This window comes from Azospira sp. MPR-LB4, from assembly GCF_058809525.1.
In genome coordinates, this window is record NZ_CM179521.1 from 645,450 (window position 1) to 668,409 (window position 22,960).

General features: G+C 67.7%; 17 protein-coding genes. 4 read left to right on the top strand and 13 right to left on the bottom strand.

The features are described 5' to 3' along the window. Positions 1-61: 61 nt before the first annotated feature. From AC3QLZ_RS03025 to AC3QLZ_RS03035, 3 genes are read right to left on the bottom strand one after another with little or no spacing between them, the layout of a single operon-like run. Positions 62-2,074: an ABC transporter ATP-binding protein gene (locus tag AC3QLZ_RS03025; RefSeq protein WP_014237819.1), complete on the bottom strand. Its 2,013-nt coding sequence runs from the start codon at positions 2,072-2,074 to the stop codon at positions 62-64. After that, positions 2,074-3,522 (bottom strand): ABC transporter permease, encoded by a 1,449-nt coding sequence (locus AC3QLZ_RS03030; RefSeq protein ID WP_014237820.1) that lies wholly within the window; start codon positions 3,520-3,522, stop codon positions 2,074-2,076. The genes AC3QLZ_RS03025 and AC3QLZ_RS03030 overlap by 1 nt, the downstream gene beginning before the upstream one ends. Before the next feature lies 1 nt (position 3,523). Next, on the bottom strand, positions 3,524-4,501 hold the full coding sequence (locus AC3QLZ_RS03035) for an ABC transporter permease (protein ID WP_014237821.1): 978 nt from the start codon (positions 4,499-4,501) through the stop codon (positions 3,524-3,526). Between the two features lie 132 nt (positions 4,502-4,633). On the opposite strand from AC3QLZ_RS03035, the gene AC3QLZ_RS03040 reads away from it, so the two are divergent. Both AC3QLZ_RS03040 and AC3QLZ_RS03045 read left to right on the top strand, forming a co-directional pair. Further along, complete coding sequence (locus AC3QLZ_RS03040; RefSeq protein WP_014237822.1) at positions 4,634-5,902, top strand: TIGR03862 family flavoprotein; 1,269 nt, start codon at positions 4,634-4,636, stop codon at positions 5,900-5,902. 82 nt (positions 5,903-5,984) lie between these two features. Next, on the top strand, positions 5,985-6,470 hold the full coding sequence (locus tag AC3QLZ_RS03045; protein ID WP_014237823.1) for a nucleotidyl cyclase domain-containing protein: 486 nt from the start codon (positions 5,985-5,987) through the stop codon (positions 6,468-6,470). 42 nt (positions 6,471-6,512) lie between these two features. Here AC3QLZ_RS03045 and AC3QLZ_RS03050 read toward each other — a convergent pair whose 3' ends face one another. From AC3QLZ_RS03050 to ppx, 10 genes are all read right to left on the bottom strand, one after another. After that, the gene (locus tag AC3QLZ_RS03050; RefSeq protein WP_043799383.1) at positions 6,513-8,117 is read right to left on the bottom strand and encodes a sensor domain-containing diguanylate cyclase; all 1,605 of its coding nucleotides are present in this window, start codon (positions 8,115-8,117) and stop codon (positions 6,513-6,515) included. Positions 8,118-8,169: 52 nt separating this feature from the next. After that, a complete protein-coding gene (locus AC3QLZ_RS03055; RefSeq protein ID WP_014237825.1) occupies positions 8,170-9,039 on the bottom strand; it encodes an EamA family transporter in 870 nt (289 codons plus the stop codon). A gap of 53 nt (positions 9,040-9,092) precedes the next feature. Then, a complete protein-coding gene (locus AC3QLZ_RS03060; protein ID WP_157870647.1) occupies positions 9,093-12,101 on the bottom strand; it encodes a PAS domain S-box protein in 3,009 nt (1,002 codons plus the stop codon). 163 nt (positions 12,102-12,264) lie between these two features. Next, positions 12,265-13,053 carry an enoyl-CoA hydratase gene (locus tag AC3QLZ_RS03065; RefSeq protein ID WP_014237827.1) on the bottom strand — a complete coding sequence of 263 codons (789 nt, stop codon included), beginning with the start codon at positions 13,051-13,053 and terminating at the stop codon, positions 12,265-12,267. 71 nt (positions 13,054-13,124) lie between these two features. Next, on the bottom strand, positions 13,125-14,783 hold the full coding sequence (locus AC3QLZ_RS03070) for an acyl-CoA synthetase (protein WP_014237828.1): 1,659 nt from the start codon (positions 14,781-14,783) through the stop codon (positions 13,125-13,127). A 59-nt stretch (positions 14,784-14,842) separates the two neighbouring features. Continuing rightward, on the bottom strand, positions 14,843-15,430 hold the full coding sequence (locus AC3QLZ_RS03075) for an ABC-type transport auxiliary lipoprotein family protein (protein ID WP_014237829.1): 588 nt from the start codon (positions 15,428-15,430) through the stop codon (positions 14,843-14,845). Further along, positions 15,427-16,350, bottom strand: a complete 924-nt coding sequence (locus AC3QLZ_RS03080) for an MlaD family protein (protein ID WP_014237830.1) — start codon at positions 16,348-16,350, stop codon at positions 15,427-15,429. The genes AC3QLZ_RS03075 and AC3QLZ_RS03080 overlap by 4 nt, the downstream gene beginning before the upstream one ends. A 19-nt stretch (positions 16,351-16,369) precedes the next feature. Further along, positions 16,370-17,143: an ABC transporter ATP-binding protein gene (locus tag AC3QLZ_RS03085; protein ID WP_014237831.1), complete on the bottom strand. Its 774-nt coding sequence runs from the start codon at positions 17,141-17,143 to the stop codon at positions 16,370-16,372. Continuing rightward, the gene (locus tag AC3QLZ_RS03090; protein WP_014237832.1) at positions 17,140-18,255 is read right to left on the bottom strand and encodes an MlaE family ABC transporter permease; all 1,116 of its coding nucleotides are present in this window, start codon (positions 18,253-18,255) and stop codon (positions 17,140-17,142) included. The genes AC3QLZ_RS03085 and AC3QLZ_RS03090 overlap by 4 nt, the downstream gene beginning before the upstream one ends. Before the next feature lie 4 nt (positions 18,256-18,259). Then, entirely contained in the window at positions 18,260-19,795 is a 1,536-nt protein-coding gene (gene ppx, locus AC3QLZ_RS03095) for an exopolyphosphatase (protein ID WP_014237833.1), read from the bottom strand. Between the two features lie 231 nt (positions 19,796-20,026). On the opposite strand from ppx, the gene ppk1 reads away from it, so the two are divergent. Together ppk1 and AC3QLZ_RS03105 are read left to right on the top strand one after the other, a co-directional pair. Continuing rightward, positions 20,027-22,135, top strand: coding sequence for a polyphosphate kinase 1 (ppk1, locus tag AC3QLZ_RS03100; RefSeq protein WP_014237834.1), 2,109 nt, complete (start codon positions 20,027-20,029; stop codon positions 22,133-22,135). A 256-nt stretch (positions 22,136-22,391) separates the two neighbouring features. Next, entirely contained in the window at positions 22,392-22,958 is a 567-nt protein-coding gene (locus AC3QLZ_RS03105; protein ID WP_014237835.1) for an NADPH-dependent FMN reductase, read from the top strand. The last annotated feature ends 2 nt before the right edge of the window (positions 22,959-22,960 follow it).

The following is a 22,960-nucleotide window of genomic DNA, read 5'->3' on the forward strand; positions in this document are numbered from 1 at the left end:
TCCACCATGGCACGGTGGAGAATGGCGTCCCTTCTGCCTTGCAGGGGTGCTTGTTTTGCGGCTAGTCCGCCGGATAGAGATGGCAGCGCACCACCACGCCGCCGGCCTGGGTGCTGGGGGCCGGATACTCCTGGCGGCAGCGCTCGCTGGCCTGGGCGCAGCGGGGATGGAAATGGCAGCCCTGGGGCGGCCGCGCCGGGGACGGCGTTTCGCCGGGCAGGCGCACCATTTCCCGCTGCCCCGCCAGGCGGGGCTCGGGCACGGCCGAGAGCAGGGCCCGGGTATAGGGATGGCAGGGAGCCGCCAGCACCTGCTGCACCGGCCCCTGCTCGACGATGCGGCCCAGGTACATCACCGCCACGTCGTGGGCCAGGTATTCCACCACGGCGAAGTTGTGGGTGATGAAAAGATAGGCCAGCCCCAGTTCCTCCTGCAGGCGGCGCAGCAGGTTGAGAATCTGGGCCTGCACGGAAACGTCCAGGGCCGAGGTGGGCTCGTCGCACACCAGCAGTTCGGGCTGCACCGCCAGGGCCCGGGCGATGGCGATGCGCTGGCGCTGGCCGCCGGAAAATTCGTGGGGATAGCGGCCCAGAGCCTCCGCCGGCAGGCCCACCGATTCCAGCAGGGCGGCCAGGGCCGCCCGCCGTTCGTCCCGGCTGGCGGCCACCCGCAAGGCGGTCATGCCTTCCTCGATGATCTCCCCCACGGTGAGGCGGGGGTTGAGGGAGGCAAAGGGGTCCTGGAACACCATCTGCATGCGCCGGCGCAGGGGCTTCAGTTCCCGCTCCGGCAGACCCAGCAGCTCCCGACCATCGAGCCGCACCGAGCCGGTGGCCGGCAGCAGGCGCAGCACGGCCTTGCCGGCGGTGGTCTTGCCGCAGCCGGATTCGCCCACCAGGGCCAGGGTACGGCCCCGCTGCAGTTCCAGGGACACCCCGTCCACCGCCTTGACGTGGCCCACGGTGCGCTTGAAGAGGCCCTTGCGGATGGGGAAATGGACCTTCAGTTCGCCCACGGCCAGCAGGTTTTCCCGGGCGGCGTCGGCGGCAGCGGCAGCAGCCGGTGGCGCGGCGGGCAGGTCCGGCAGGCGCTGCTCGCCACCCGGCAGCTGCTGGGCCACCCAATGGCAGCGCACCTGATGACCTGCTTCAAGCTCTGTCCAGCCCGGGCTTTCCAGCCGGCAGCGGTCCATGGCCACCGGGCAGCGGGGGGCGAAGCGGCAGCCGGCGGGCATGGCGGCCAGGCCCGGCACCTGGCCGGGAATGGTGGCCAGCTGGGCGCCCCGCTGGCCCAGGTCCGGCAGGGCAGCGAAGAGCTTTTGCGTATAGGGGTGGCGCGGGCTGGCGAAAAACTCCTGGCGGGGGGCCGTCTCGACGATTTCGCCGGCGTACATGACGCCGACCCGGTGGGCGCTGCGGGCCACCACGCCCAGGTCGTGGGTGATGAGCAGCATGCCCATGGCCCGTTCCGCCTGCAGCCTGGCCAGCAGGTCGAGAATCTGGGCCTGGATGGTCACGTCCAGGGCCGTGGTCGGCTCGTCGGCGATGAGCAGGCGCGGCTCCCCGGCCAGGGCGATGGCGATCATGGCCCGCTGCTTCATGCCGCCGGAGAGCTGGAAGGGATATTCCTCCAGCCGCCGCTCCGGGTCGGCGATGCCGACGGCGGTGAGCAGGGCCAGGGCTTCCCGGCGGGCCGCCTCGCCCTTCATGCCCCGGTGCCGTTCCAGGGATTCGCCGATCTGGCGGCCGATGGTCAGCACCGGATTGAGGCTGGTGGCCGGCTCCTGGAAGATCATGGCGGCGGCGCTGCCGCGGCGGTCGCGCATGGCCGCTTCGGGCAGGGCCAGGATTTCCTCCCCTTCCAGCCACACCTCGCCGCCCTGGATGCGCCCGGCGTTGGGCAGCAGGCGCAACAGGGCCAGGGCGGTGGCGGACTTGCCGCAGCCGGATTCGCCGAGCAGGGCGAAGGTCTCGCCGGGGGCCACGGCGAAGGAGACGCCGTCCACGGCGGTGAGCACCCGGCCGCCGGCGAGGAAGCCGGCCTTGAGGTTGCGGACGGAAAGCAGGTCGGACATCAGGCGGCCCTCGGATCGAAAGCGTCCCGCACCACGTCGGCGAAGAGGTTGGCGGCCAGGACCAGGATGAACATGAAAACGAAGGCGGCGGCCAGGGACCACCACACCATGGGCTCCCGGGCCAGTTCCATGCGGGCGTTGTTGATCAACGACCCAAAGCTGACCATGGTCGGATCAACTCCAATTTCCAAATATGAAAGAACAGCCTCAGTCATCACTAGAGAGGAAAAGTCCATGACCAAGGCAATCAGCACGATGTGCATGACGTTGGGCAGGATGTGACGCAGCAGGATGCGCCAGGAGGAAACGCCGAAGGACTGAGCCGCCTGGATGTACTCGAGTTGGGACAGCTTCAGGGCCTCGCCCCGCAGCAGGCGGGCCAGGCCGGTCCAGCTGGTCATGCCGAGGATGAAGCAGAGGGCCAAGAGGCGCAGGTCGGCCCGCTCGGCGGCGGTGGCGAACCACTCCGGATGGGTGTCGATCACCACCTGCATCATCAGCACGGCAGCAGCGATGAGCAGCACACTCGGGATGGAGTTCAGGGTGGAATATAGATACTGGATCAGGTCATCCACCCAACCGCGAAAATAGCCAGCAGAGATACCTAGCAATACGCCAATAGGAAGAGTTACAAGGGTAGTGACCAAACCGATAACAAGTGAGGTACGGATACTCTTCAAGACCAAATAGAGGATATCCTGACCCACCTTATCGGTACCCAGTACATGGTATTCCGGTGCCAGGGCCAGCAGGGGCGTGAGCAGCAGGAAGAGGCCGGCCAGGGTCAGCAGCAAGGCATCCCAGGCCGGCGCCGTACTGGTGGGCGGCCGCCACCACAGGTCCCGCCAGGACTGCCGGAAGGAACACTGCCGGCGCCGGGCCAGACGGCCGACGAGAAAAATCGCCAGCCCCCCCCACAGCAGGGCCGCCAGGCCGTACCCCTGCAGCAGGCGCCGGGCCACGTCGCCGGCCCAGGCGGATTCCTCCGTTCCCAGGTGGGCGCCGCCGAACTTGAGGCGGGGAAAGTCCCGCTGCTGCACCAGGCTGCCGTCGGGCTGGCGGACTTCCTGCATTTCCTTGGCGTAGGCCCGGGTCGCCAGGGGCGCCGAATAGGTCTTTTCCACCTGGGTGCGCAGAGGCGTCAGGAGGGCGTCCAGGAGCGAAAGGACTTCAACCCCGTAGGCCGGGGCCGCCGCAACGCCGCCACCCTGGCCGTTCTGCGGGGCATCGGCCAGGCGGGGCCGGTAATGGGCGGAGTCCAGCAGACCCACTGCCACGAACAACGCCAGTACTGCCAGAGAGGCCATGCCGGTACGGCTGTGCAGCACCCGGCCCCAGGCGGCGCGCAGGGGCGGCGTGCGGGCCACGCCCCAGGCCAGCAGGCCAAGGGCCGCCACCAGCAGCCAGATGACCAGGTCGGACCAGAGAAAGACGGGAAGGAAGGCCATGTCAGTCGAAGCGAATCCGCGGGTCCGCCAGGGTGTAGGAAATGTCGGTCAGGATCAGGCCGGCGATGTACAGCACGGAGCCGATGAAGACCATCGAACGCACTACGGCAAAGTCCTGACTCTTGATGGCATCAATGGTGTAACTACCTAATCCGGGAATGCCAAAAAAAGCTTCTGTAATTAGTGCGCCGAGAAACAATGACGGAATCACCACCACCACCCCGGTGAGGATGGGGATCATGGCGTTGCGCAGCACGTGGCGGAACATCACGGCGCTCTCCGAGAGGCCCTTGGCCCGGGCGGTGCGCACGTAGTCCTTGCCCATTTCCTCAAGGAAGATGGTGCGGTACCAGCGGGCGCTGCTGCCGATGCCGGCGACGACGCCGATGGCCACCGGCAGGAGCAGGAATTTCCAGGCGTCCAGGCCCTCCACGTAACCGGAGATGGGCACCAGCCGCCACACCTTGGAGATGAGCCACTGGCCGCCGATGATGTAGAACAGGCCGGAGATGGACATCATGGCGACGCAGGCGACGACGCCCCAGAAATCCAGGGCCGTGGCGCGGAAAAAGGCCAGCAGCAGGGCCAGGGAAACGGTCACCAGCAGGCCCAGGATGAAGGTGGGAATGGCGATGGCCAGGGAGGGCCCCATGCGGGTGCGGATTTCGGTGGCGATGTCGCGGCCGTCCTCCGCCGCGCCGAAGTCGCCGACGAAGAGCCGGGCCGACTTGGTGAAGAAAATGGTACGGGTCGCCTTTTCCAGGCCGGCGGCCTCGCCGTTCCAGAAGAGGGGGGCATCGTAGCCCCGCTCCGCCTTCCACTTGGCGATGGCTTCCGGGGTCACCCGTTTCACGCCCAGCTGCATGCGCGCCATGTCGTCCGGCGTATTGACGACGAAGAAGAGGGCGAAGGTGAGCAGGTTCACCCCGATGAGAATGGGGATGGCGTAGAGGAGGCGACGCAGGAGGTAGGCAAGCATGACCCCGCGACTATACCAAGGCCGCCCCGCCCCTGACCACCAAAGCGCTTTGCCCGGACCCGGCGCCGGCCCTAGAATGGCGGCCGGTTTGCCTTCTTTTGCCCCTGCCCGAGTCCCGCCCGAGTCCCGCCCATGACCCCCATGCCCTCCCCTCCTCCCCACGTCGCCGTCATCGGCGGCGGCCCGGCCGGGCTCATGGCGGCGGAAGTGCTGGCCCGGGACGGCGCCCAGGTCACCGTCTACGAGGCCATGCCCTCGGTGGGACGCAAGTTCCTCATGGCCGGCAAGGGCGGCATGAACATCACCCACAGCGAGGACTTCGCCGCCTTCCAGGAACGCTACGGCAGCGCCCGGGAACGGCTGGCGCCCCTGCTGCAGGAATTCGGCCCGGAGGCCCTGCGGGCCTGGATCCACGGCCTGGGCGTCGACACCTTCGTCGGCACCTCGGGCCGGGTCTTCCCCACCGAGATGAAGGCGGCGCCCCTGCTGCGGGCCTGGCTGCACCGGCTGCGCCAGGAAGGCGTCGCCTTCCAGGTGCGGCACCGCTGGCTCGGCTGGAGCGCCGACGGCGCCCTGCGCTTTGCCACGCCGGCAGGGGAAATTGAAGTAAAGCCCGCCGCCACGGTGCTGGCCCTGGGCGGCGGCAGCTGGGCCAAGCTGGGCTCGGACGGCGCCTGGGTGCCCACCCTGGCCCGGGCCGGCATTGCCGTGGCGCCCCTGCGACCGGCCAACTGCGGCTTCGACGCCGCCTGGAGCCCCCACTTCCGGGAGCATTTCGCCGGCCAGCCGGTGAAGCCGGTGGTGGCCGCCTGCAGCGGCCCCGACGGCCGGGCCTGGCGCCGCCAGGGGGAATTCGTGGTCAGTGCCGACGGCGTCGAGGGCGGCCTCATCTACGCCCTCTCCGCCCCCCTGCGGGACCTCATCGAGCGGGACGGCAGCGCCACCCTGAGCCTGGACCTGCTGCCCGGCCACAGCGCCGAGCGGGTGCTGGCCGAGGTGCGCCGCCCCCGGGGCTCCCGTTCCCTCTCCAGCCACCTGCAAAGCCGCCTGGGCCTGAAGGGGGTGAAGATGGGCCTGCTGCGGGAATGCCTGGACAAGGAGCGGTTCCAGGACGAGGCCGCCCTGGCTGCCGCCATCAAGGCCCTGCCCCTGCGGCTGGTGGCTCCCCGCCCTCTGGACGAAGCCATCAGCAGCGCCGGCGGCGTGCGCCTGGAGGAGCTGGACGAGCAGCTCATGCTGCGGCAGCGGCCCGGCCTCTTCTGCGCCGGCGAAATGCTGGACTGGGAGGCACCCACCGGCGGCTATCTGCTCACCGCCTGCTTCTGCACCGGCCGAAAAGCTGGCATGGGAGCCGGGCAATGGTTAAAGTTGAGGCAACGGGCGGCCAGCACAACAACATAAGGGCCGCCTCAAAGCCAGACGCCGCTCCCGGCCGCCCCTGCGCCATTCACGGGAGCCTCCCGTCGCCATCAAGGAGGGACTTATGCTGCACGAAGATGTCGAACAGTTCGGGAATTTCCTGTTCACCCTGGAATGGCTGCTGGAAGTCTCCGCCCGCTACGACAGCAATATCCACTTCCACCTGGTGCATGTCGACTTCGGCTCCCCCCACATCCTGGGCGAGACCTACGGCGCCCAGGCGGCCAGCCTCAAGCTGCACGAAGTCCAGGACGCCCTCGGCCAGACCCTGCGCAAGACCGACCTGGTGGCCCGGCACGGCGTCGATTTCTGGATCATCATGCCCAGCGACCCCAGCATCGACCCCCTCTCCACCCGCCTGCGGGAGATCATCGAGGTCGCCTCCCAGTGCGGCCTGGAGATCGTGGGTCGGGACATTTCCTTCTTCTCCCTGAAACAGGGCCATCCGGAACTGGGCCTCAACTGTTCCGGCATGGATTTTCTCGCCTACCTCAAGCACAACCACAGCCGCCTGGCCCTGCACGAGCTGGAATTGCCGGCCCAGAACTGAAAAAGGGCGCCGCCGGCGCCCTTTTCCTTCCACCCCACCGCTTCAGGTGGTAGCGATCACGTAGCGGCCGCGGCCGCTTTCCTTGGCCCGGTACATGGCCTGGTCCGCCTGCAGCAACAGGGTATTGGCGGCGCTCTCGCCGTCACCCAGGGCGATACCGATGGAAACCCCGAGACGGCAGCTCTGATCCTGGACCGGGAACGGCTCCGCCAGGGCTTCGATGCACTTGGCGGCGACCCGGGCCGCGGCCTGCTCCGCCTGGCTATCCAGATCGCCCATGAGGATGACGAATTCGTCGCCGCCGACCCGGGCCAGGGTGTCGCTGGCCCGCACGCAGCCGCTGAGGCGGCCGGCCACCAGGCGCAGCACCTCGTCCCCGGCCTCGTGACCCAGGCTGTCGTTGATCGGCTTGAAGCCGTCCAGGTCGAGGAACAGCAGGGCGATGCGGCTGCCCTTGCGCTGGGCCAGGACCCGGGCCTGGCTCAGGCGGTCGGCCAGCAGCATGCGGTTGGGCAGGCCGGTGAGGGCGTCGTGGTGCGCCGCCTGGGCCAGGGCCGCCTGGCTCTCGCTGAGCTTGCGCAGGAGCCGGTTGAAGGCGGCGGTGAGATGGCCCACCTCGTCGTTGCGCAGCACCGGCAGGGGTTCCAGGGGGCACTCGCCGCGGGTCATGCGGTCGGCGTGCTCCGCCGTGCGCCGCAGGGGGCGGAAGACGTGGGCCAGGCCCAGGGAAGCCAGCACCAGGAAGACCAGGGACACCACCACGCTGTTGCGCAGGATGTACTGCTGCACCCGGGTCACCGGCTCGAAGGCTTCCGCGGTGGGCAGGCGGGCCACCACGAACCACTCGGCGCTGGGCACGGAGACGATGGCCACCGCCTCTTCCACACCCTTGGCGTTGACGGTGATGCCGGTGCCCCGATAGCCGGCCATGGCCCGGTCGTGCAGGGGATTGACGCCGGCCGGCGGCGTCGGCTTGAGCACCAGTTCCGGCTCGGTGGCGGCGACGAAGACCCGGTCCCGCGGAGAGATGAGGAGGAAGCCGCCGCTGCGGCCGATCCGGCTCTGCAGCAGCAGGTTGAGGAAGCCCGGGGTGGCCAGGGGCGTCAGGCCCACCAGGGCGGCCTGCACCCGGCCCTGCTCGTCCCGCACCGGAGCCGCCATGGGCAGCACCGGCTCCCGGTCCAGCCAGTCCGGCGCCGGCCGGCCCAGGCTGGCTTCGCCGGCCAGGGCGGCCTGCACATATTCCCGATCCGCCAGGTTGATCCTGGCCTGCAAGGGCCGCTCGGGGAAATCGGCCAGGATGGCGCCCCGGGAATCCACCAGCAGCAGCCCCTGGTTGAACAGGGGATGCAGTTCATGCCGCTCCTGCAGCCAGGCCCGCAACTGCCGGGGCTGGCCCAGCAACTGCCGGGGCAGGCTGGCCGCCAGGCGCTGCAGCAGGTCGCGCCGCTCGACCAGCTTGCTGTCCACGTCCCGGGCCACATAGCTGGCCAGGGCCTGCTGCTGGGACGCCACCACCTTGTCCAGATCCTCGCGCAGGAACTGACTGAGGATGAAATAGCGGGCCGTCGTGCCGACGACCACGATCCCCAGCCCCAGGAGCAGGATGCGCAGGATGATGCTGTGGGAAAGCTGGCGCAGTCTCATGGTGCCCATCATAGCGGAAGGCGGCGGACCGCAATCTGACTTGAAGTCCCCATCAGGCTGCCGCCGCCACAAAACGGCGGCGTCCCCAGCGGTTCAGCCAGAGGGAGACGAGGATGACGCTGCCGCCCAGAGCGATGCGTTGCAGGTCCGCGTCCCGGTTCCAGATCAGCAGATTGACCACCAGCCCCAGGGGCACGTGCAGCTCGTTCATCACCGCCAGGGTGCCGCCATCCACCCGGGTGCTGCCCTTGACCCACCAGAACATGCCCAGGGCCGTGGCGAACAGGCCCATCCACAGCAGCACGCCCCACTGTACGGCGGTCGTGGGCAGCCGGGCCGGATTGCCAAAGATGAGGAAGGACGGCAGGGCCAGCACCAGGGCGCCGAGGAAGAAATGGCCGAAACAGCGGGACAGGGGGAACTGCAGCGGATAGCGGGCCAGCAGGTGGCGGCACAGCACCTGCCCGGCGGCAAAGGTGGCGTTGGCCAGCTGCAGCAACAGGAAGCCCGCCAGGTATTCCCCCGCCACCGGCTGGAAGCGGATCACCACCCCGCCCCCCACCGCCACCAGGGCGGCCACCAGGGCCCAGGGATTGAAGCGCCGGGCCAGGGCGTCGTCGAGCATGGTGACGTAGATGGGGGTGAGCACGGTGAACAGCAGCACCTCGGGCACCGTCAGCACGGTGAAGCTGCGGTAGAGACAGAGGTAGGTGACGCCGAACTGCAGGGCCCCGGCCAGCCACAGCCCGACCACCAGGCGCCCGGGCAGGCCGCGCCAGCGGGTGAAGGGAATGAACACCAGGGCGGCGATGGCCACCCGCACCAGCACGGCGAAATCGCTGTCCACCCGCCCCGCCAGGTATTCGCCGATAAGGCTGAAGGAAAAGGCCCAGAGCAGGTTGACGGTGATCAGGTAAGGCATGGGAGAAAACGACGGCCCGGGGCCATCCGGCTAATGGAGGCGGGAGTATGCCATCACCGGGGCGCACTGGCAGCCTCGGTCCCCTCCTCCGGCCTGGGCCTGGCCTCGATGGGCAGCCAGACGGTGAAGGTGCTGCCCCGGCCCGGCTCGCTCTCCACCTCCAGGCGGCCCTGATGCTTCTGCACGATGCTGTAGGCCAGGGAGAGGCCCAGGCCGGTGCCCTTGCCCACGGGCTTGGTGGTGAAAAAGGGCTCGAACAGGCGGTGCAGGTACTCCGGGGCGATGCCGCAGCCGCTGTCGCTCACGGCGACGAACACCTCGTCGCCGCGGCGGCCGGTGCGCAGCCAGATGTCGCCCTTCTTGGGAATGGCCTGGGCCGCATTGACCAGCAGGTTCATGAAGACCTGGTTGATCTGGGACGGCTCGCACCACACCAGGGGCAGTTCGCCGTATTCCTTGTGCACGGTGCACTTGTACTTGAGCTCGTTCCAGACGATGTTGAGGGTGGAATCCAGGCCCTGGTGCAGGTCGGCCCACTGGCTCTCGGCCTCGCCGGCCCGGGAGAAGTCCTTCAGATCCCGGGCGATCTTGGCCACCCGCTCCAGCCCGTCCCGGGACTCGGCCAGAAGCTGGACGATGTCGCTGCGGAGGAAATCGAAGTCCTTCTCCAGCTTCAGCTGGCGGGCGCTTTCCAGCTGCCGGCAATCGCGGCAGGGACCGCTGTCCGCCGCCTCATAGGCGGCGATGATGGCGAAGATCTCCCGCAGGTAGTGGTCCAGGGTGCCCAGGTTGGAATAGACGAAGCCGATGGGGTTGTTCATCTCGTGGGCCACCCCGGCCGCCAGCTGGCCGATGGAGGCCATCTTCTCCGACTGCAGCAGCTGGCTCTGGGCCTCGGCCAGCCGCTGGTTGAGGGCCTTTGCCTCGGCCAGGGCCTGCTGCAGTTCCTGCTCCGCCCGCTTGCGCCCGTCGATGTCGCGCACCACGGCCAGTACCCGCTGGCCGCCGGAGAGACGGAATATCTGCAGGTTCACCAGGACCCAGAACTGCCGCCCCGAACTGCCCCGGGCCATCCACTCGAAGGACTGGGGCCCCTCCTCCTGCACCCGCCGCATGTAGTCCCGGGCCGCCTGGGGCGGGAAAGCAGGGTCGTCGGCGGTGATGCCCTGCACATCCAGGGACAGCAGCTCCTTCCGGCTATAGCCGTACATGCGGCAGGCGCCGCCATTGACGTCCAGGATGCTGCCGCTGGCGACGTCGTGCACGAAAATGGCATCGCCGATGGTGTCGTAGATGGTGCGGAACTTGTCCTCGCTCTCGGCCAGGGCCGCCTCGGTGGCCCGGCGCTCGGTGATGTCCTCCTTCACCGCCAAGTAATGGGTGATGCTGCCGTCGGGCTGGCGGATGGGGTTGATGCTGGCGTCTTCCAGGTATTCGCTGCCATCCTTGCGCCGGTTGAACAGTTCGCCGCGCCAGCCCTCGCCCCGGGACAGGCAGCGCCACATCTCCTCGTAGCTGGAGCGTGGCGTGCGCCCGGACTGCAGGATGCGCGGATTCTGCCCCAGCACCTCCTCCCGGCTGTAGCCGGCGGTGCGCACGAAGGCCTCGTTCACGTATTCGATCTCTGCCGCCAGGTTGGTGATGACGATGCTCACCGGGCTCTGCTCCGCCGACAGCAGGAACTTGCGCAGCTCGGCCTCGGCCCGCTTGCGTTCCGTGATGTCCCGGGAAATGCCCTGGATGTGGGTGACCCGTCCCTGGGCATCGGTGATCAGGGTCATCACCGCCTCGGTCTGGATCAGGGAACCGTCCTTCCTCGGCTGCACCAGTTCGTAGTGGCGTGAGGCGGCAGCCTCCTGGCCCGTATCCACGGCGGCGATCCAGCGCTCCAGCTCCCCGTCCAGGTGCTGGTGGCACTCCGGTGTCAGCAGGTCCGCCATGGTCTGCTGCAGGGCCTCGTCCACGGTGATGCCGCGCATGGCCTGCACCGAGGGGCTGACATAGGCGAAGCGGCGGGAAGCCAGTTCGTACAGCCACACCACGTCGCTGCCGCTCTCGGCCAGCAGGCGGAAGCGGGCTTCCTGCTCCCGGGCCTGCAGGGCGGCGCTGAAGACCCGCCCCAGCAGCAGCAGCACGGCCATCAGCACGACGCCCGCCGCCGTCAGCCAGGCGAAGTTGCGCCGGGCCTCGCGATAGATTTCGCTGTCGTCCATTTTCGCCACCAGCAGCCAGTCGGTCTGGCCCACCGGCAGCACCACGCCCAGCACCGCCAGGCCCCGGTAATCCCGCCCCGCCAGCGCCTCGCCGACGCCATGCAGGGCCATGCCCGAGATCAGCCCCGGCGTGTCCAGGGGCAGGCGCAGGTTGAGGGGAGCCCCGGCCTGCCGCCCCAGGGGAGAAAGAAACAGTACCTCGTCCCCGTCCCGCCGCACCAGCAGGCTTTCCCCGGTGGCGCTGGGGACGGGCCACTGGCTGACCATGGGATAGAGCACCCTGGCCGGGTCGATCTCGAACAGGGCGTAGCCGATGAGGCGCCCCGTCTCCCCCTCGGCGAAGAGGGGCACCAGCAGGTCGAGGACCACCTCGCCCTCGCGTCCGGCCTTGCGATGAAAGTCCACCAGGCGCGGCCTGCGGCTCTCCAGCAGGGCCTGCACCGCTTCCTGGTGCAGGGTGTCGTCCCACAGATGATCGTCCGCCGGGTCGGCCAGATAGCTGCGGCCGGCCAGGTCATGCAGGCCGATGGCGGAGATTTCGGGAATGGTCTGCTGCAGGTAGCGGAAACGCTGACGCAGCCCGGCTGCGGCCCGGGCGTCGCCCGGTTGCTGCAGGAGGCGGGCGAAATGCTGGGACATGACGCTGCCCGGCGGCTGGCTGAGAAAGATCAGGCGATCCTCGATCCAGCGCTGGATTTCCTGGGACTTGAGGGCCGCCACCGCCTGCAGCTGCTGTTCCGCCGTCTCCCGGGCGGCGCCGAACAGCACCTGGTGGCTGCGGTAGAGCCCGCCCGCCAGGAGCAGGACGAAGCCGATGATGGCCACCAGCCAGTGCCTTGCGGTCGGCACGAAGGCCGTCTCAACCCTATCACCTGCGGACATGGCGTTCACTCTCTCCCCGGCCTGTGCGGCGCCAGGCCCCGGCCGGCGGATCTCCGGCCATGGGGCATCCTACCGCGGCAGGGCCGGGAAAGTCCCGGCTGCAGGACATTTCCGGCCCTGTCGGGCCCGTTCAGGCGGCCTGCCAGACTGGCTTGCGCTTTTCGATGAAAGCGTCGATGCCCTCGGCGGCATCGCCGGCCATCATGTTGCAGGCCATGACCTCGCCGGCATACTGGTAGGCCGCTTCGATGCCCATTTCCAGCTGCTTGTAGAACATCTGCTTGCCCGTAGCCACGGCCACCGGGCTCTTGGCCAGGATGGACTGCACCAGGTGCTCCACCGCCTCGTCAAGATCGCCCAGGGCCACCACCCGGTTCACCAGGCCCCGGCGCTGGGCTTCCCCGGCATCGATGAACTCGCCGGTGAGCAGCATTTCCAGGGCTTCCTTGCGCCCCATGTTGCGCGCCAGGCCGACGGCGGGGGTGGAGCAGAAGAGGCCCACGTTGATGCCGGAAACGGCGAACTTGGCCACGTCGGCGGCCACCGCCAGGTCGCACATGGACACCAGCTGGCAGCCGGCAGCGGTGGCGATGCCGTGGATGCGGGCAATGACCGGCTGGGGCATTTCCTGGATGGTCAGCATGACCTTGGCACACAGCTTGAACAGGGCCTGCATGAAGGCCTTGTCGTGGTTGCTGCGCATTTCCTTGAGGTCGTGGCCGGCACAGAAGGCCTTGCCGGCGCCCTGCAGCACCACGACGCGGACCGTCTTGTCGGCGGCGATGCTCTGCAGTTCGGCCAGCAGGGTTTCCAGCATGGCGTTGGAGAGGGAATTGAACTGGGCCGGACGGTTCAGCACCAGGGTGGTACGGCCGTCGGGGCGGTCTTCGCGCAGCAGGATGGGTTCCTGGTTTGTCATTGTTTGTCTCCTACAGAAAAAAGCCGGAGGCTGTGCTGTCTGCCCCCGGCTTGGTTATGGATGCGGCTGGATTACTCGATGGCGGCGGTGGACTTGGCCATTTCCCGCAGCACGTACTTCTGGATCTTGCCCGTGGAAGTCTTGGGCAGGGGTCCGAAGATGACCTTCTTCGGCACCTTGAAGCGGGCCATGTGCTCGCGGCAGAACTCGATGATTTCCACCTCGGTGATGCTGACGCCGTCCTTCAGTTCGATGAAGGCGGCCGGCACCTCGCCCCACTTGGGATCGGGGGTGGCCACCACGGCCGCGGCCATCACCGCCGGATGGCGGTAGAGGGTGTCTTCCACCTCGATGGAGGAGATGTTCTCGCCACCGGAGATGATCACGTCCTTGGAACGGTCCTTGATCTTGACGTAGCCGTCGGCCTGCATCACCGCCAGGTCGCCGGTGTGGTAGTAACCGCCGGCGAAGGACTCTTCCGTGGCCTTGGGGTTCTTCAGGTAGCCCTTCATCACCAGGTTGCCGCGGAACATGATCTCGCCCATGGTCTCGTTGTCCCAGGGCACCGCCTCCATGGTGGCCGGATCGAGCACGGTGATGGCTTCCTGGGCGTGGTAGCGCACACCCTGGCGGCCGTTCAGGTTAACCTGCTCGCCCACCGGCAGATCGAACCACTCGGGCTGCTGGGCGCAGACGGAAGCGGGACCGTAGGTCTCGGTCAGGCCATAGACGTGGGTGATCTTGAAGCCGATCTTGGCCATGCCTTCGATGACGGCGGCGGGGGGCGGCGCGGCGGCGATGAGGCCGGAGACGCCGTGGTTGATGCCTTCACGCCATTCGGCCGGCGCATTGGCCAGCATGGAATGGACGATGGGCGCGCCGCAGTAGTGGGTCACCTTGTTTTCCCGGATGGACTGCAGGATCAGCTTGGGATCGACCCGGCGCAGACAGACGTTGGTGCCGGCATTGGCCGCCATGGTCCAGGGGAAGCACCAGCCGTTGCAGTGGAACATGGGCAGGGTCCACAGGTACACCGAGTGGGGCGGCATGCCCCAGGAAACGATGTTGGACATGGCGTTGAGGTAGGCGCCCCGGTGGTGATAGACCACGCCCTTGGGGTTGCCGGTGGTGCCGGAGGTGTAGTTGAGGGAGATGGCGTCCCATTCGTCCTGGGGGCCCTTCCACTCGTAGTCCGGGGTGCCTTCGGCCAGCAGGGCCTCGTAGTCCTTCTCTCCCAGCAGGTCACCGGGGCCGGTGTATTCGCTGTCGTTCACATCGATGACGACGATGCTGCGGCCCAGTTTTTCCAGGGCCGGCCCGACGATGTGGGAATACTCCTTGTCGGTGATGAGGATCTTGGCCTCGCCGTGGTTCAGCATGAAGGCCACGGCTTCGGGATCGAGACGGGTGTTGAGGGTGTTGAGCACGGCCCCGGTGACGGGCACGCCGAAGTGGCATTCGTACATTTCCGGCGTGTTGTTGAGCATCACGGCGACGGTGTCGCCTTCCTTGATGCCCCGGGCTTCCAGGGCGGAGGCCAGGCGCCTGGCGCGGTTGAAGGTTTCCAGCCAGGTATAGCGGCGCTGGCCGTGGATCACGGACACCCGTTCCGGGTAGATGTAGGCGGAACGGGCAATGAAGGTTAGCGGCGACAGCGGCACATAGTTGGCCGCATTCTTTTCCAGACCCTGCTTGTAGATGTTGCTGCTGTTGTCGTTATGACCTGCCATGAATATCCCTCTTATGTGTTTGCGTTGGTATTTTTCATGAACTCCCTGCCCCCGGACTGCTAACGGCAGGGAGCCAGTCTGGCCTCCCGCTCCAGGTCGGCCAGCCGACGTCCGATTTCCTGGCCGAAGGCATCGGCAGCCAGGCTCAGCGCAACCACCCCACCCCGCGCATCGGGGCTAGGAGCGGGCTTCTCCACGCTGAACGGACGCTCGAATATGAGTTTGCGCTGTTTGTCGAACAATGTCATGCGGCCCTGCAACACGCCGCGGCTCTGGGTCGGGCTGTCGAAGACCTGGGTGAATTCATCCACCTCCAGGCGCAGGGCGCAACCGCCGTTGCCGCCGCCCAGCTGCTGACGCAGGCGCAGGTTGAGCAACTGCCCCGCCGGCGCCGCCCAGCGGCTCTGGCTGTAGGCCATGAGGCGGCTGGCGTCGTCGTAGGCCAGACGGTAATTCACTGCCGGCGTATCGAGCCAGGGGACCAGGCGCAGCTCCAGGCTGACGGGCCTGGCCACGGCGCTGGCCTCGGCCAGGCGCGGCCCGAAATCGTAGGTGGCGGCCGGCGGGGCGCCGCGGCCGCCGGCGCAGGCGGCCAGGGTCAGCAGCAGGGAACAGGCGGCGAGGCGCCCGATGGTGGCGAAGGTCATGGATTTCTCCCGGGATGGGGCAGGAAGCCGGGCTCCCCGGGGCCGGGCACGGGGGCCGGGGCGCCGAAGATGAGGCTTTGAGGGTCCCGTTCCACCTGGTTCAGGACCCGATTGAGCTGGCGCGTGCTGGCGGCGATGTCGCCGGCCAGGTCGCCCCAGCGCGGCGACAGCAGCCCGGCGCCGGATTCGCCGCCGCCAGACTGTTCCAGCCGCTCCGACAGGCGGCGCAGGCCGGCCACCAGTTCCTTGGCTTCCCTGGCGGTGCCGGCGCTGCCTTCGAGGGCGCTGCTGAGGTGTTTCAGGTTGTCGTCGGCCAGGGCCTTGCGCAGCTGCACCAGGGTCGGCCCCAGCTCCTGGGCGGCGGGTTTCAGGCCGGCGGAGATGCTTTCCAGGTTGGCCAGGGTGTTGCCGACCCGGCGCTGGTTCTCCTCCCCCACCAGCTGGTTGGCGGAAGTCAGCAGTTCCCGCGCCTGGCGCAGGGTCTCGGCGCCGGCATCGGAAAGCTCCTGGATCAGGGAAGGCTGCATGGGAATGCGCGGCAGGCCGTCGCCGGCCGCCAGGGGACGGTCGTCGTCGCCCCGCTCCTCCAGCTGCACCTGGGCCAGGCCGGTGACGCCCTGGTAGTTGAGCAGGGCCACGGTGCTGCGGGTCACCGGCACCTCGTCGAGGATGCTGATGCGGATGAGGATGTCGTCGGGCTGGTTCTTGTCCAGGCGGATATCCTCCACCCGGCCGACGCGGATGCCCCGGTAGCGCACCTGGGCCTGCAGGTTGAGGCCGGTGACGTTGCCCTGGGTCACCACCAGGTAGTCCCGGGTGACGTCGTGCTTGCCGCCGAACCACCACACGGAGAACAGGACGGCCGCTGCCAGAAGCAGGGTGAACAGTCCGGCAACGAGGGCATGGGCGCGGTTTTCCATAAACGACTCCTGCTGACGCCTAGAGGGGCGCGGGGGCGGCCGGGCCTGGGGCCGCGGCGGCGCCGCCGAAAAAACTCGAAATGAAGGGATGCTCCACCCGGCGCACCTCCTCCGGCGTGCCGAAGGCGACGATGCGCTGGTCGGCCAGCACGGCGATATGGGTGGACAGGCCGGTCAGGGTGGCCAGGTCGTGGGTCACCATGATCACGGTGAAGCCCAGCTCGGCCTGCAGTTCCCGGATCAGGCGCACGAAGCCTTCGCTGCGGTCCGGGTCCAGGCCGGCGGTGGGCTCGTCCAGGATCAGCAGTTCCGGCTCCAGGGCCAGGGCCCGGGCCAGGGCCACCCGCTTGACCATGCCGCCGGAAAGTTCCGCCGGCTTGAGCAGGCCGTGGCGCGGGTCCAGTTCCACCATGGCCAGCTTCAGGTGCACCAGGTCCCGGATCAGGCTCTCGTCCTCCAGGCCGAATTCCCGCAACGGGAAAGCCACGTTGTCGAAAACGGAGAGGGCCGAATACAGGGCGCCCTGCTGGAACAGCATGCCGAAGCGCTGGCGCAGGGCCCGGTCCACGCCCGGGTCCCCCGAATAGAGGGGGCAGTCGAAGAGATGGACCCGCCCCTTCCACGGTCGCAGCAGCCCCACCACCTCCCGCAGCAGGGTGGTCTTGCCGCTACCGGAGCCGCCCACCAGGCCCACCATCTGGCCCTGCTCCACCACCAGGTCCAGCTCCCGATGGATCACCGTGTCACCGTAGCGGCTCCACAGGCCATGGACTTCGATGACCGGCCGGCTCATTTGGGCAGCCCGATCTCGCGGGTGGCGATGGCGAACAGAGCATCCACCAGGATGACGATGGTGATGGCGGTGACCACGGCGGCGGTGGTGCGGGCCGAAAGACTCTCGGTGTTGGGTTTGACGTGGAGGCCGAAGTGGCAGGCCACCAGGGAAATGAGCAGGCCGAAAACCCAGCCCTTGGCCAGGCCGATCCACAGGTTGGCCAGGGGCACGGCCTTGGGCAGCTGGTCGAGGAAGAAACCGTAGGACAACCCTAGCTGCAGGTTGGCCGAGACCATGCCGCCCAGGATGCCGGCGGCGGAGGTCCACAGCACCAGCAGGGGCAAGGCGGTGGTGAGGGCGGCGATTTTCGGCAGCACCAGGCGCTGGGTGCGGGAGATGCCCATGGTGGCCAGGGCGTCAATTTCCTCGGTGACCCGCATGACGCCGATCTGGGCCGTCATGGCCGAGCCGGAACGGCCGGCCACCAGCACCGCCACCAGCACCGGCCCCAGTTCCCGGATGATGCTGATGCCCAGGATGTTCACGATGAAGATGTCGGCGCCGAACATCTTCAGTTGCAGGGCCGACAGGTAGCTCATCACCACGCCGATGAGAAAACCCACCAGGGCCGTCACCGGCAGGGCCTTGGCGCCGCTCTTGTAGAGGGTGGCCGAGTACTCGACCCAGGGCAGTTCCCGGGGATGGCGCAGCAGGTAGGCCAGGTCCAGCACCAGCTGGCCCAGCAGGGCCACCAGGCCGAGCAGGTTGTGGCTGAACTTGAGGACGAAGACGCCGAGGGCTTCCACCGCTTCGAAGGGGCGGGCCGGCGGCAGGGCCGCAGCCGCCGGCGGCAGGGCCGCCACCCGTTCCAGGGCGCGCCGGTGATCGGCTGCCAGGGCCACGCCGGGCGGCCACTGGCGGCCCCAGGCGCGCCACAGGAGGAGCGCCCCCAGGCTGTCGAGACGCCCCAGGGTGGTCAGGTCCCAGCCGGCACCGGCGGCGGCCAGGGCGGCCAGGCGATCTTCCAGCTCGGCCAGGGAACGGGGCAGGGAGGCCAGGGTCCAGTCGCCGCTGATGCGGGCGATGGGGCCCGCGTCGCCCTGTACCGTTTCCAGGCCGCCCGCGTTCATGGCTTCAGGCCGCCTGCCTGCCGCCACCCTTGGCGGCGTTGAGGCGCTTCAGGCGGAATTCCAGGCCGGCCCGCTGCCAGGCCTGGATTTCTTCGGCGAAGGCTGCCGCCGTCAGGGGATTGGCGGCCAGCCAGTCCGCCGGCAGTTCCAGGGTGGCGCCCTTGTCGCCCATGGCGATGCTGTAGGGCGGCCGCCCCTGGTCGCTGCGGGAGCGGTGGAAGAGTACGGCCAGGCGCAGGGAGAGGATCAGCAGCCAGTTCACGTCGCCCTTGGGCAGCACCGCCACCTTGTCCAGCTTGCCCCGGTGCCCCAGCACCAGCATGGCCAGGCGGGCCTGGTCCTTCTTGGAGAAGCCGGGCATGTCGGCGAAGGTGAGGATGTAGGCGCCGTGTTTGTGGTAGCCGTTGTGGGCGATGGAAATGCCGATCTCGTGCAGCTTGGCGGCCCAGCGCAGGAAATGCTCCGCATTGTCCCGGTCCGTGCTGTCGCCGCCGCAGCCGCCCGTATCAAGGTGGCTGAAGATTTCCCCGGCGGTCTGCTCCACCCGCTGGGCCTGCCACAGATCCACCTGGTAGCGGCGCATGAAGCTGGCCACGGTGGCGTCGCGCATGTCGTGGTGGTGGAAACGGCCCAGCAGGTCGTAGAGCACCCCCAGGCGCAGGGCGCCGTCACCGTAGGTCATGTGCTCCAGCTGCAGGGTCTCGAAGATGGCGCCCATGATGGCGATGCCGCCGGAAAGCACCGGCGTGCGGTCGTTGCGCAGGCCTTCCAGGGGCATGGCCTCGGCGGAGCCGGCCTTGAGCAGGATGGCGCGCAGCTTCTGCAGGCCCTCCCGGGTGATGCCGGCGACGCCGCCCGGATTGAGGTTGTTCAGCTCCAGCACGTCGGCGATGGCCCGGGCCGTGCCGGAGGAGCCGACGGCCTCGTTCCAGCCCAGGCGCTGGTAGTCGTGGGCGATGGTCTGGATTTCCTTGCCCGCCGCCACTTCGGCTTCCCGCAGGCGCTTCTTGTCCACCTTGCCGTCGGGGAAGAAGCGCACCGTGTAGCTGACGCAGCCCATGTACAGGGATTCCAGCAGCAGGGGCTCGGCGCCGCGGCCGATGATGAATTCGGTGGAGCCGCCGCCGATGTCGAAGACCAGGCGCTTGTGCTCCGCCGGCGGCAGGGAATGGGCGGCGCCGATGTAGATCAGGCGCGCCTCTTCGCGGCCGGCGATGATTTCGATGGGGAAGCCCAGGGCCTCTTCCAGCCGGGGCAGCAGTTCGGGGGCGTTCTTCGCTACCCGCAGGGTGTTGGTGGCCACCACCCGCACGGCGTCGGGGGCGAAACCCCGCAGGCGCTCGCCGAACAGGCGCAGGGCGGCGATGGCCCGTTCCTGGGCGGCTTCGTTGAGGTATTTGTCGGGGGACAGGCCGGAAGCGAGCCGGACCGGCTCCTTGAGGGAATCCAGGGGATAGATCTGGTCGTCCACCACCCGCCCGACCTGCAGGCGGAAGCTGTTGGAGCCCAGATCGACGGCGGCAATCAATTCATAGCGCATGCAGCGGGCAGCCTTTTCAGTGGCTCTTGTTCTGTCGGAGAGCCGTCATTCTAGCACCCGCAATGTGGGCGTCTCGTGACAGCGACCCGGAACGCCCCGCACGGCACCAACCGTGGGAAAGGGCGCATACTGGTCGTTTGCGGTCATATTCCCTTAACATTAACGTAACAAAATGGCGTTTGTCCGTAATCCGGCAATCACGCCACTCCCCTGCCCCGCGCCACCGCCGCCATGAACCTGAACCGATCCCACATCTACCGCCGCTTCCCCCCGGAAAATTTCATCAACCGGGAACTGGGCCTGCTGGCCTTCAACCGCCGTGTCTTCGCCCAGGCAGAGAACCTTTCCATCCCACTGTTGGAGCGGCTGCGTTACCTGTGCATCGTTTCCTCCAACCTGGACGAGTTTTTCGAGATTCGTGTCGCCGGCCTGAAAGAACAGCTCAAGCTGGGTTCCTCCACCCGCACCACCGACGGCAAGACGCCCCAGGAGGTGTATCGCCAGGTATCCGCCGAAGCCCACCGCCTGATGCACGAGCAGTACGAACTGCTCAACGCCGATGTGCTGCCGGCTTTGGAGAAGGAAGGCGTGCAGTTCCTGCGCCGTACCCGCTGGACCGACGCCCAGCGCGAGTGGGTGCGAGACTATTTCTTCCGCGAGGTGATGCCGGTGCTCACCCCCATCGGCCTGGACCCTTCCCACCCCTTCCCCCGGGTGCTCAACAAGAGCCTCAACTTCGCCGTGGAACTGGAAGGGCGGGACGCCTTTGGTCGCAATTCCGGCGCCGCCATCGTCCAGGCGCCCCGGGTGCTACCCCGGGTCATCCGCCTGCCGCGTGAGTTGGGAGAAACGGAATATAGCTTCGTCTTCCTCTCCTCCATCCTCCATGCCTTCGTCGGCGAACTATTCGCCGGCATGAACGTGCTGGGTTGCTACCAGTTCCGCGTCACCCGCAACTCCGACCTCTTCGTGGACGAGGAAGAGGTGAAGAACCTGCGCACCAAGATTCAGGGCGAACTGCCCCAGCGTCATTTCGGTGATGCGGTGCGTCTGGAGGTTGCAGACAACTGCTCCCCCGCCATGAGCGAATTCCTGCTCGGCCAGTTCAACCTGTCGGAAAACGATCTGTACCGGGTAAACGGCCCGGTGAATCTGGTGCGCCTGATGCAAATTCCCGACCAGGTGGACCGGCCGGACCTGAAATTCCCCCCCTTCCCCCCGGGGCTGCCGAAGACCCTGGAAAAGCGGGCCAGCATCTTCGCCAGTATCCGCAAGAACGACATCCTGCTGCACCACCCCTACCAGAGCTTCACCCCGGTGATCGACCTGCTCAGCCAGGCGGCCACGGACCCGGCGGTGGTGGCCATCAAGATGACGGTGTACCGCACCGGCACCGACTCGGTGCTGATGGAATCCCTCATCCGCGCCGCCGAGAACGGCAAGGAAGTGACCGCGGTGGTGGAACTGATGGCCCGTTTCGACGAAGAGGCCAACATCAACTGGGCCACCCGTCTGGAAGAAGTCGGCGCCCACGTGGTGTACGGCGTGGTGGGCCACAAGACCCACGCCAAGATGATCATGATCGTGCGCCGGGAAGAGGACAAGAACGGCCAGAGCCGCCTGCGCCGCTATGTGCACCTGGGCACCGGCAATTACCACCCACGCACCGCCCGGCTGTACACCGACTTCGGTCTGCTCACCGCGGACGAGCAGATGGGGGCCGACGTCAACGAAGTCTTCAAGCAGCTCACCGGCCTGGGCCGGGCCCAGGCCCTGCACCACCTGTGGCAGGCGCCCTTTACCCTGCACGCCAACATCATCGCCGCCATTCGCAAGGAAGCGGAACACGCCAAGGCCGGCCGGCCCGCCAGCATCATCGCCAAGATGAATTCCCTGCTCGAGCCGGAGACCATCATGGCCCTCTACGAAGCCTCCCAGGCCGGGGTGAAGATCGATCTCATCGTGCGTGGCGTCTGCGCCCTGCGCCCCGGGGTGCCGGGGCTGTCGGAGAACATCCGGGTGCGCTCCATCATCGGCCGCTTCCTCGAACACCACCGGATTTTCTATTTCCACGCCGATGGCGCGGAAAACGTCTATCTCTCCTCCGCCGACTGGATGGAACGCAACTTCTTCCGCCGCATCGAACTGTGCTTCCCGGTACTGGACCCGAAGCTGAAGAAGCGGGTCATCGTCGAAGGCCTGCGCCCCTACATGGTGGATAACCAGCAGGCCTGGGAAATGGATGGCGCCTCCGGCGGCTACACCCGCAAGCGCAGCCCCCGGGCCAAGCCCCGCTGCGCCCAGAGCGAACTGCTGCAGGGGCTTTCCAGCGGCGTCTGAAAAGCCCGAACCCTACCCCCGCCAGAAGGCAGAAGGGACGCCCATCTCCGCGCATCAAGGGCCGGGAGTGGCGTCCCTTCTGCCTTCCAGGGCAGGGTGGCCGCAGATGCCCATACCGCCGCCCCCGGCGACGGCCTTGCCTTTCCCGGCCAGGGGAACGATGCTGTCACTTCCCTGGCCTCACCCCCAGACTGCGTCACCCCGCATCATCCCGCCTCACCCGTTCCCGTTGCACTGACTTCAAGGAGAAGAGGAAATGAGCACCGCCACCCCGCTGCGCATCGTCACCCTGGTTGGCAGCCTGCGCCAGGCCTCCTACAACCGCATGGTCGCCAACACCCTGCCGGAACTGGCCCCGGCCGGCGTCACCATCAGCGCCCTGCCCGCCCTCAACGACATTCCCCTCTACAACGGCGACGTGGAAGCCCAGGGCATCCCACCCGCCGTCACTGCCTTGGCTGACGCCATCCGGGCCGCCGATGGCCTCATCATCATCACCCCCGAATACAACTATTCCGTACCCGGGGTGCTGAAGAACGCCATCGACTGGCTCTCCCGGATTCCCAACCAGCCCTTCGCCGGCAAGCCGGTGGCCCTGCAATCCGCCTCCATGGGCCCCTTTGGCGGCGCCCGGGCCCAGTACCACTTGCGCCAGGTGCTGATCTATCTCAACCCGCGGGTCTTCAACGTGCCGGAAGTGATGGTGGGCAGCGTGCAGAACAAGGTGGATGCGGCCAACGGCAAGCTCAACGACGCCAGCACCCGGGATTACATTGCCGGCCAGTTGGCCAAGTTCGCCGACTTCATCCGCGCCGGCGCCTGAAC